General features: G+C 44.0%; 10 protein-coding genes. 3 read left to right on the top strand and 7 right to left on the bottom strand.

The annotated features are described in order from the left end of the window. Window positions 1-18: 18 nt before the first annotated feature. On the bottom strand, window positions 19-300 hold the full coding sequence (locus tag AC1DWN_RS20840; RefSeq protein ID WP_477560827.1) for a hypothetical protein: 282 nt from the start codon (window positions 298-300) through the stop codon (window positions 19-21). After that, a complete protein-coding gene (locus tag AC1DWN_RS20835) occupies window positions 300-1,493 on the bottom strand; it encodes an NAD(P)/FAD-dependent oxidoreductase (protein WP_477560826.1) in 1,194 nt (397 codons plus the stop codon). Before AC1DWN_RS20835 ends, AC1DWN_RS20840 begins: the two co-directional genes overlap by 1 nt. Before the next feature lie 292 nt (window positions 1,494-1,785). On the opposite strand from AC1DWN_RS20835, the gene AC1DWN_RS20830 reads away from it, so the two are divergent. Both AC1DWN_RS20830 and AC1DWN_RS20825 read left to right on the top strand, forming a co-directional pair. Continuing rightward, window positions 1,786-2,823 (top strand): NAD(P)/FAD-dependent oxidoreductase, encoded by a 1,038-nt coding sequence (locus AC1DWN_RS20830; RefSeq protein WP_477560825.1) that lies wholly within the window; start codon window positions 1,786-1,788, stop codon window positions 2,821-2,823. Between the two features lie 163 nt (window positions 2,824-2,986). Further along, window positions 2,987-3,229, top strand: coding sequence for a hypothetical protein (locus AC1DWN_RS20825; protein WP_477560824.1), 243 nt, complete (start codon window positions 2,987-2,989; stop codon window positions 3,227-3,229). 29 nt (window positions 3,230-3,258) lie between these two features. Here AC1DWN_RS20825 and sda read toward each other — a convergent pair whose 3' ends face one another. From sda to AC1DWN_RS20810, 3 genes are all read right to left on the bottom strand, one after another. Next, a complete protein-coding gene (gene sda / locus AC1DWN_RS20820) occupies window positions 3,259-3,402 on the bottom strand; it encodes a sporulation histidine kinase inhibitor Sda (protein ID WP_477560823.1) in 144 nt (47 codons plus the stop codon). A gap of 392 nt (window positions 3,403-3,794) precedes the next feature. Then, complete coding sequence (locus AC1DWN_RS20815; RefSeq protein WP_477560822.1) at window positions 3,795-5,960, bottom strand: DNA topoisomerase III; 2,166 nt, start codon at window positions 5,958-5,960, stop codon at window positions 3,795-3,797. A gap of 76 nt (window positions 5,961-6,036) precedes the next feature. Further along, window positions 6,037-6,948 carry a hypothetical protein gene (locus AC1DWN_RS20810; protein ID WP_477560821.1) on the bottom strand — a complete coding sequence of 304 codons (912 nt, stop codon included), beginning with the start codon at window positions 6,946-6,948 and terminating at the stop codon, window positions 6,037-6,039. Window positions 6,949-7,155: 207 nt separating this feature from the next. Between AC1DWN_RS20810 and AC1DWN_RS20805 the strand changes: the two genes are divergently transcribed. Next, the gene (locus AC1DWN_RS20805) at window positions 7,156-8,307 is read left to right on the top strand and encodes a metallophosphoesterase (RefSeq protein ID WP_477560820.1); all 1,152 of its coding nucleotides are present in this window, start codon (window positions 7,156-7,158) and stop codon (window positions 8,305-8,307) included. A gap of 13 nt (window positions 8,308-8,320) precedes the next feature. On the opposite strand, the gene AC1DWN_RS20800 is transcribed toward AC1DWN_RS20805, so the two are convergent. Together AC1DWN_RS20800 and AC1DWN_RS20795 are read right to left on the bottom strand one after the other, a co-directional pair. Continuing rightward, window positions 8,321-8,578 carry a DUF7667 family protein gene (locus tag AC1DWN_RS20800; RefSeq protein WP_477560819.1) on the bottom strand — a complete coding sequence of 86 codons (258 nt, stop codon included), beginning with the start codon at window positions 8,576-8,578 and terminating at the stop codon, window positions 8,321-8,323. A 143-nt stretch (window positions 8,579-8,721) separates the two neighbouring features. Continuing rightward, window positions 8,722-9,195: NAD(P)H-dependent oxidoreductase (locus AC1DWN_RS20795; RefSeq protein WP_477560818.1), on the bottom strand; the 474-nt coding region annotated here is incomplete at its 5' end.

The following is a 9,195-nucleotide window of genomic DNA, read 5'->3' as shown; positions in this document are numbered from 1 at the left end:
ACATCATATTATAGCTATCTAAGCATCATCGTCATCGTCATCATCATCATCATCGATCTCTGCTAAACTGAGCCGCTTCGCTTCCAAATACTCTTGGGTAGCTCTGTCGCGCTCTCGTCCCTTATCCTTCAGCCTCTCAATAGCCGGCTGAATGAGCAGGTCAACTTCCTTTTGCACCGTATAAGCCAAGTCGTAACGAGTTTGCGATTCCAGAAATGAACCCACTTCCATCAATGCGTTGTATCGATCAAGCTCATCTCTCGTCAGCAAGCCGCGTACTTGTACGCTGCAGTGTCTCATTATAGAAATTTACCTTTACGCAGTACGAGTGGAATCCCGCCGATGATAAACAAGTAACGAAGATCAATTAATTTTTTCAGCCAAGCTGCAGTGCGTCCTTTATATTTCTTGCCAAATGCAATACCAATTGCTTCGCCTTTACCAAGCGATGCTACTGTACCCTTGTTGCTGAACGTGAAGCTTTTCAGCGGTTGATTGCGAATGGAAGCTACAAGGTTATGCGCGCAAACTACGCCTTGCTGCATTGCGATTTGAGCTGTCGGTGGGTACGGACGGCCTTCCGGATTGAACATAAGGGAATTATCGCCTAGGATATATATGTTTTCTGTGCCAGGTGAGCGAAGAAATTCGTCAATCTTCACACGGCCGCGCATCGTTTCGAAGCCAGCTTCTTCAATTAGACGGTTACCACGAATACCGCCGGTCCATATGACAGTCGCCGATTTGATTTCTTCCCCTTCGCCGACAATAACGCCTTCAGCTGAACATTCCTTGATCGCAGTTCCGATGCGGAATGTAACGCCTTTCTTCGTCAATACGTCCATGCCGTATTCTACGAGCTCAGGATCAAAGCCAGGCAGCGCTGTCGGAGCAGCTTCTACGTTATATATTTTCACAAGCGATGGATCCACATCAAACTGTTTGCACAGCTCTGGAATGCGATCGGATAGCTCGCCAATAAACTCAATACCGGTAAAGCCTGCGCCGCCAATGACAAACGTCAAATAGTCAGTACGATGCGGCTCACGTTTGAAACGTGCAAATTGGTACTCAATATGTTCACGGATTAAACGAGCTGAATTAATACTGCGAATATTCATTGCATGCTCACTAAGACCCGGAATTCCGAAGGTTTCCGTTTCTCCGCCAAGTCCAATTACCAAATAATCATATGAAAGTGTACCGTCCTCAAGAATAACTTTCTTGTCCTGCGGACGAATTTGTACAACGGTTGATTTTACGAAATCAATTTTAAATTCATCGATCAATTTGGAAATGCTTACTCGAGCATTTTCAGGGTTGTCGGTACCAGCAGCTGGCATATGCAGATGAGTAGTGATGTAATGATAATCATGTTTATTGACTAAGGTTACATCCGCTTCATTGTAGTTCAGTTCTTTTTGCAGACGAAGAGCGGTGAGAATTCCACCGTATCCTGCTCCAAGAATCACGATTTTAGGTATGTTGCTCATCGTATGATCCCATCCATTCCTTTTATCTTTGTATTTGTATTGTGAAAAATTACACAAGCCTGAACCGATATCTCTTTATAATGGCTCTAGTTTGTGCGCTATGGGACTATTTTATCATTCTTATCCAAACGGAACCGCAACATCTTTCGACACCGTTCGCAACCAGTTCCGTGCTTAACATACATCAGAAATATTACATAGTTTTCAAACAAAGTTCAAGGGCAAAGTTAACGAAAAACTTTAGAACTCTATACAAATTAATTATTTCCTTCTTTTGGTGCAAAAGTTTATAATGAAAATCGTATACTTAATAGCGGAGGTGGAAAAGTTGAATAACCTTAAAGCATCAGAATCACCTGTTGATATCGTGATCATTGGTGGCGGTCCTACAGGATTGTTCGCAGCTTTCTACGGTGGTATGCGCCAAGCATCAGTCAAACTTATTGAAAGCATGCCCCAGCTAGGCGGACAGCTTGCAGCGCTTTACCCYGAAAAATAYATWTATGATGTKGCTGGTTTTCCTAAAGTAACTGCTCAAGAACTAGTTGACCGTTTGGTCGAGCAGCTTAATCACTTTAAGCCAGAAATTTGCTTAGAGGAAAAAGTTACAAACGTTATTAAACATGACGAGCGTCTATTCGAAATTGTTACAGACAAAACAACTCATTTTGCAAAAGCAGTGATTATAACAGCCGGAGTCGGCGCCTTCGAGCCAAGACGGCTAGAGCTCCCTGAAGCAGCTCAGTACGAGAAGAAAAACCTTCATTATTTTGTAGGAGACTTACAGCGTTTCCAAGGTCAAAAGGTATTGATTAGCGGTGGAGGTGACTCCGCAGTCGATTGGTCACTTATGTTGGAGCCTATCGCAGAAAGCGTGACGCTCATTCATCGCCGCGATAAATTCCGTGCACATGAGCATAGCGTAGAAAACCTTATGAATTCCAAAGTTCAAGTACTTACGCCAAAGGAAATTATTGCGCTTCATGGCGAAGACAGAATTAATAAAGTAACCTTAAGCGATGTCAAAACAAATGAAATCCTTGAACTCGACATCGATGCGGTTATCGTAAACTTTGGCTTCGTATCCTCGCTAGGACCCATTGCCGATTGGGGCATTAACATTCAAGGCGGTTCGATCATTGTCGATACAAGGATGGAAACGAATATTTCGGGGCTCTTTGCAGCAGGTGATATTACGACTTATCCTGGTAAGCTTAAACTAATCGCTGTCGGATTTGGTGAAGCTCCTACCGCTATCAATAATGCGAAGGTCTATGTTGATCCAGCGGCGAAGCTGTCTCCTGGACATAGCAGCAACATGAAAATGTAATATAACCTATTTAATAATTAGTGCACGGCTGTCATCGTCCTCAACGGAAAATGCATTCGATTCACGGATATATATAAATTAATATAAGGGCATCCTATCCTTGGCGAATCATTTCATGCACCTCTTGCATTCATATGCGAGGCGCGCCTAGGAGGATACCCTTTTGTTTTGTCCAGTGTGTAACGGAATTCAAGCCCTGCAAGAAAACTGTACCTCCTGCGAGGGTAAAATGAGCGATTATGGTCGTGTGTCGGATTGGACAGGGCCTTATGCACCCTATCAGCCCATGGAGGAAGGAGACATTCTAAGTAATGGCTTATTGCAAAGTAGAAGTGATTGCAAACATGTACTCATTTGTTCGAACTGCAATCTTACAGCTGAGGTATCAATTACGGAATGGACATAAGCTTCGACAGTTATTGCACGACTTAGAAACTATGCAGTAATTTTACGAGCCTCTGGGTTAACACGTCTTCGTTTTAACTCAAGCGCCAGCATTCTAATAAATTCGGTATCCAATTTAAACTGAATAGCTGCATAATAAGTGTCAACCAGCAGTTCGTCAGACAGTAGCTCCATTACTACACATCCTTTCTTCCACCTTTTGGTTAATTCTTTATCATAGTAGCATGGCGCAATTTAATGGACAACAGCCCCAGTTGTGCACAACATCTTGTGGATACGGTGTGAATAGTGTGTGGATATACGTCGAATAAGAAGAAGTATCAACGTGTACAATGTGGATATTGTTATCCACAGGGCATTTTTTTGATAATTCCATAAAAAACTTTAATCGAAATCTAGTAATCTATCAAATGATTAATTTAACGTCCTTAATGAGAACCCAGATTGCCAGATTGATTGCTTCCCCTTGAAACACAGCTCTAGCAGTCGAATGATATGCTGGTAGAAAAGAAAAAGCGAATAAGCCAACCAATAAAGGTCCGCTTACCCGCCTTGATACTTCAACTCTATTTATCAGACAGCTTCGCCATCGCTTCCTTCAGCTTATCCGCCATACTGTTGGATAGTGACGTATTATCGCTAAATTGCTCGATAAGCTTCTGATTTTGCTTACGATTCACCTTACCACCCGGCTTATCGCCTAATGTCTCAATGACGTTGCAAGGACGACACTGCGCGTATTTCCCCGCCTTGCCATCATGAATCTCCATCTTCTTGCGGCATTGCGGACATCGCTTATTGGATAGCATCGGTTCAGCCGCACGTCGATAGCCGCATTCACGATCCGAACAAACGAGTGACTTTCCGCGTTTTCCGTTTATTTCTAGCAAAGGCTTTTCACATTCCGGACAACGTGAATGAGTCAGATTATGAGGTTTATATTCCTTAGTCTCGCTTATGACCTCAGATACCCATTTCGACGCTTGATCGCGAACATTGCGCATGAATGCTGTCGGATCACCTTTCCCTTGAGCAATTCGCTCTAGCTCTTGCTCCCATTTCGCAGTCAAATCAGGACTTCTCAGTTCATTAACAACAAGCTCAATGAGCTGTTTGCCTTTTCCAGTCGGCATCAGTCTATTTTGCGTACGCGTAATGGTGTCAGTTCCGAGCAGTTTTTCTATAATATCAGCCCTCGTCGCAGGTGTACCCAAGCCATGCTTCTCCATTCGAGTAAGCAGTGTTGCCTCTGTGTACCGCGGAGGCGGCATTGTACGAAGCTCCTTCACTTTCCCTTGCTTCACTGGTATTGCCTGTCCGGAGGTCAGCGCGGGAAGCATTTGCGATGGCTGTCGATCAGCTTTGCTCCCGGCATTGCCGTTATCATCCTCCTCGTCTTCCTCATCACTAGATGCACGAGAGTCTGACTGGTAGATCTCCTTCCAGCCCGCTTCCTTCTCTATCTTGCCCTTCGCATAAAACCGATCCTTGCCTAAAGCAAGCACAACACTCGTCTCATCGTAGCGGTAGGGACCATAAAATAATGCGATAAAGCGCCTTACGATTAAATCATACAGCTTACGCTCATCACTGCTGAGCGCTCCTAATTGAACGTATTGCTCAGTAGGAATAATAGCATGGTGATCCGTTACTTTGCTGTCGTCGACAATCCGCTTCGTCACCTGCAGTTGTCCTCTTAGCAGCTTGCGCGCAAGCTGCACATAGGGACCTACCGCTATGCTCTCCAAACGACCTTTTAAGGTAGAAACCATATCACTAGACAAATAACGTGAATCCGTACGCGGATAGGTAACTAGCTTATGTTGCTCATATAACTTCTGCAAAACATTCGACGTTTGTTTAGCAGAGAAGCCAAGTCTTTTGTTCGCATCACGCTGCAGCTCCGTCAAATCATACGCTTGCGGATGCGACTCCGATTTCTCTATAGTACGAAGCTTGTCAACCTTAGCCCTTCCTCCTTGGATACGAACGGATACTGCATCAGCATCCGCCTTATCCCAAATCCTGCCGTCATGCGTCTCCTGCTCACGCCATAACGCCGAAAACGTTCCAAATTCAGCGGAAACGGTCCAATACGGCTGAGATTGGAACGACTGAATCTCTTGCTCACGCTCTATCATCATCGAGAGAGTTGGCGTTTGAACACGTCCTGCCGCAAGCTGCGCATTGTATTTAGTTGTTAGTGCCCGGGTAACGTTTAATYCGATTAGCCAATCAGACTCAGCGCGACAAACAGCGGAAGCATACAAATTATTATAATCCTTGCCCGGCTTCAGGTTGTTGAATCCATCCTTTATCGCCTTATCAGTCTGCGAAGAAATCCATAGCCGCTTAAACGGCTTCCGCCAACGAACCAGCTCCATGATCCAGCGTGCTACCAGCTCGCCTTCTCGCCCCGCATCTGTCGCAATAATAAGCTCACTTATATCCTGCCGCTTGCAAAGCTGAGCTACCGAATTATATTGTTGGGATGTTTCTTTCATGATCTTCAAATTCATTTTGGGAGGCAGAAGGGGCAAATCCTCCAGATTCCATGTCTTATACTTCTTATCATAATCCTCTGGCTCAGCAAGAGTAACTAAATGGCCTAGTGCCCAGGTCACCACATATTTAGGACCTTCCATATACCCTTTATGCTTCTGTCCACATCCGAGGACACGCGCAATTTCCTTTGCTACACTTGGTTTCTCTGCTAGTACTAATGATTTCATCAGGCTTTACGCTCCATTCCTTGATGCACATTCACATTCGAAAGCGCAATAATTATCCTCTTCAATTCCTATTCAACTATGACGTCACGATACCATAGGCTTTCAGTCTGCGCAACGCGTCAAGCGTTAAGACACCCTTCCACTCCTGCTCAGCCTTCGCCCAAACATCTTCATATTGCCCCCAGCTCCAAGTTGGCGACCACGCACCGTTAGCTTGCTGCTTCGCTAGTAAGTGCCCCAGATTCAACTTCACGCTGTCACCAAGCTTTTCGTGATAAATGGAATTCGGCGACTCAGCCACCTGTAAGGGCATAAGACAATAGCCATTCCACCCATCTGGATCAGTTGTTACGCAATTCATTACCATTTCATCAATTACAGGTTTAACCTCACGCAGCACAGACTCAGGTACTAGCTCCGCGAAGCGCAAACAACAGAATAGCTCATGAAAATCTTTCCTAGTAGATCCTTCATTTATATAGGTAATGGCATGCTGTGTCAGCTCATTTAGTATATTCACCGGCACTAGGTCTGCGTATTTATGAAAATAACCTACTATTTCAATCGCTGGATTTCCCCAGCCTTCATGCGCTGCATTATAATTCCACCACGGAGCGCGCGGAGCCAATTCCACGTCTGGGGGCACAATATCCCAGCCAGCCCGCTGTGCCCTGTTATAGGTATCAATCAAGTATCGTATCGCATCTTTAACTATCGGAGAATTACTGCCCGCTCCCACTGTTTTCAAATGCTGTAAAGCAACAGTCGTAGCAATAGCAGAGGATACCTCGGTGCGAATATCCGGCTCTAACCCTTTTCCAAAGCCTCCGTCCGCATTTTGGTATACAGCTAGTTCTCTTATTACATCCTCTTCAGAGCCTCCTTCAAACTCGTAAGCATATAAAGTCCTCTCCAGCAGTCTGCCTTCGTTCACTATAAATTGAACGGCTTGTTCAAATTGATTCATTGATATAACTAGATTCGTCATAATAGTTTCCTCCTCATATGGAATACATTGATTTATATTTCGCTATTAAAGACTCTATCTACTATTACATGTAATTATCGTATATATACGTTCGACTTTAACCGCTCTGTTCCTGCTATCCCTATGCATTTGGCTGCTCTATTCTCTATATGATATAGTAATTTCAGCTTATGTAAGAACAGATGAGCGACCAAGGAGCGTTGTAGGATGAATCTTCGTTTTATAGCTATTATTATAGGTGTTTTGCTTGTGTACTGCGGTATTACTTGGTACATAGGTTGGAATGGCTGGTTATTTCTATCTACCCTATTCGACTGGAATCGTCCAGGAGCATACTCCGTTTGCTTCGGATTAGTCGCATTTGCCTATTTGATTAGCCGGTCGCTTTATTCAAGCTTCCTTAAACCGATTGCAGAAGCTTTAAAAGTGATTGGTTCCTATTGGTTGGCCATCTTGGAATATAGTGTGCTGATCCTGCCTATTGCTAATATACTTGGGCTGATCCTTAAAGCACTTGGCGCATCCGAATCCACTTATATTGTAGGCGTGGGGAGCGCGGCTTCATTATTATTAATTGGCCTTTTGGCTCGCGGCTCTTGGAATGCTTGGAGTCCCGTCATCCGAACGTATCAGTTGAAAATTCCGAAGCAAGCTGGAGCTATGAAAAAGCTGCGGATTGCAATGGCCTCAGATTTACATCTCGGCAATATCGTAGGCAAGCGTCATTTGGAGCGGCTTGTAGCTAAGGTGCAACATATTCAACCCGATCTTATTTTGCTGCCGGGCGATATTTTAGATGATGACATCGAACCCTTTATTCGCAAAAATATGGCTGCCGTACTTGGCAAGCTTAAAGCTCCGCTTGGGGTATTTGCGGTCACCGGTAATCATGAGTATATTGGCGGAAAAGTACCTGAGTTTATCGAGGCTATGGGTGCCATTGATATACATGTTCTGATGGATGAGTCCGTACTGATCAATAACAGCTTCTATATTATTGGACGAAAGGATAAGGCTTCAAGCGGCTTCCGTTCCTCTAAAAAAAGATTGCCAATAAGCGAGCTTGTGTCATCTATCAATACTAAGCTTCCACTAATCATGCTCGATCATCAACCGTCAGACATTGCGAGTGCGGCAGAAAACGGTATAGATCTTTCGGTATCGGGGCATACGCATCGCGGTCAAATGGCACCTAACCATCTCATCACGAAGCGCTTGTTTGAACTTGATTGGGGTTATTTGAAAAAAGGCGGACTTCATGCCATTGTTTCATCAGGCTTCGGATCATGGGGACCTCCTATACGCATCGGCAGCCGGTCGGAGGTTGTACACATTGAGGTAGAGTTCGTTAAAAGTTAATCATTAACTGCGGTCATTTTTCGAAAAAATGCGGCTTCTTTCCTTTATATATATTTTCTAATTTCTCAATGTTAGCCGAAATATCGTGCAGCCAGCTCCAATCATTCGTCATACTAGCCATTAGTGCCATATTGTATTGCTCAGCAACCTTAAGCGCATAATTGGCATTCAGTTTCATACAGCATTCCATCTCTAATAATTCATCTTCTGAAAGCTCTCTATTCTGCTTCAACACCCAAAGCTCGGCTAACCGCCAATGGATACTCATCATGTTAATCATTCCAATCGGTTTCTTAGTATAATCATTAATATTGTTACCTTTTCCTGTTAAAAATAGCCCTAACAACAAAAAAAGCCCTATCTCGATTTAAGATCGAAATAGGGTTCTTAGCCGTTTACCACTCATTATTACGGTTAATCGAATAATGTTTTGGCCTTCTCATGTACTTCCTCAAGCATTCTCTGACGTGCTGCATCGTCGATCTGCGGCACACTTCCAAAAAATAAATGACCTACCGGAGTAATGCCGCAAAATTCATAAATACCTGTATCCGAGGTGATTTTGAGTCCGTCATACATACCGGTCTTGCTATAGATTTCTGAGGGTGTGCCATGCGTGTTGATAATAAGACCCTTCATACCAGTAAGCAGCTTATTAATGCTGCCATCCTCTCCATACGCATAAGCGAAGCCATATGAAAATACGCGATCGATGTAACCTTTTATTAGAGCAGGCAGACCTGTCCACCAAATGGGATAGATCATCGTGAATGCGTCTGCCCATTTCACATGCTCCTGCTCTATTTTAATATCATCTGGAGGATTCCCTTTTCGCAGCGCATCGAAATCACTGCCTTTAAGGACCGGGTCAAATCCCATCTTATACAA

The sequence above is a fragment of the Paenibacillus sp. P4_A7 genome, from assembly GCF_056402455.1.
Note: the sequence above shows the minus strand (reverse complement) of the source record. Positions and strands in the feature narration are given on the sequence as shown.